Below are 1,197 nucleotides of genomic sequence, written 5' to 3' on the forward strand. Positions count from 1 at the left end.
GATTGCTTTACAGATAGATTCCACTAAAGCCAGTGCAAGCCCTGTGATCGTCATTTTCTGACCTTGATAAAAGCGCTCAAAAATACGCTCCCTATCCAATGGCTTTTCTCCAGTATTGCTTATTTCAAAAGTATTTGCAGTGATTTTTTATATATATAAACCCACCATCTATATTATGTACAAAAGAATTTTTCAGCAGATTTGTCACTAATACAGAAACCAATGAATCATTCATCTCAACACAAAATGAAGAGTCTGTTGTTACTGTAACCGTAATGTTACGATAAGCATATACCTCCTTATAGTCGTCCAAATAATGAGCAAGAATATCATTCAGACAAACAGAACGTGTATCTACAAACTGCCCGTTCTCTATTTTACACAGCAGTAACAAAGAACGATTCATACGAGTCAGATTTTCCAGTGTCTGATGAGTCTTTATCAATTCATTCAGTTGATGTTCAGTCAAAGTCTCATCCTCCATCAGCATTTCCAATCGATTACGACAAATGGCAAGAGGAGTCTGCATCTCGTGGGAAGCGTTACCTATAAATGTCTTTTGCTGCTCAAAAAGTTTCTCACCTCGCTCGGCAAATGCCATGGTTGCCGCATTCAGCTTACGAAACTCCGTAATTTTAGTAGTATTCTCCAATGGCTCATTTTTCTTTCCCAGCTGACTAGTATCCAGCCATTTGAGCAATACGTACAATGGCTTCATATTTTTACGGAATACCCATATATTAATTGATAGAATAATCAGCAACAACAAAACATATAAAAAGATAATCCAGCCTAAGATAGCTCTAAGCAAATCAAGCTTTTCAATAGTTGGCGTATAAACGACCAACTCCATATAGCGTTCATCTTCCGTTCGGAAAATTGTTATCAAAACGCGAGCCGGCTCTGTTTCACTCTTTTCTGTGATAAATACCATCTCATCACGATACGTAATCTGAGGATGAGAAGCTGCATATGATTCGCTCACTTCATATAAATAATATTGATTATTCGAACCGTTACTGGCTGTTGGCATATCCTCTCCAGACAGAGCACGAATTATAAGTCCTTCCGAATAATCTTCAAGCGTATCATCTACCTCATCGTTCACTTCCTCTACGACTGCCATATAATAAATCCAGCCCATACCGTCAGAACAACGATCAATGCTAAAGAGATAGAATCCACCACAGGCGAGAC

General features: G+C 38.3%; 1 pseudogene. It reads right to left on the reverse strand.

The window, feature by feature from the left end:
• Nucleotides 1-1,188, reverse strand: a pseudogene (locus BACCOP_RS20600) (sensor histidine kinase); the annotation flags it as partial.
• Nucleotides 1,189-1,197 lie beyond the last annotated feature (9 nt).

This window comes from Phocaeicola coprocola DSM 17136 (assembly GCF_000154845.1).
GTDB classification, from domain to species: Bacteria; Bacteroidota; Bacteroidia; order Bacteroidales; family Bacteroidaceae; genus Phocaeicola; species Phocaeicola coprocola.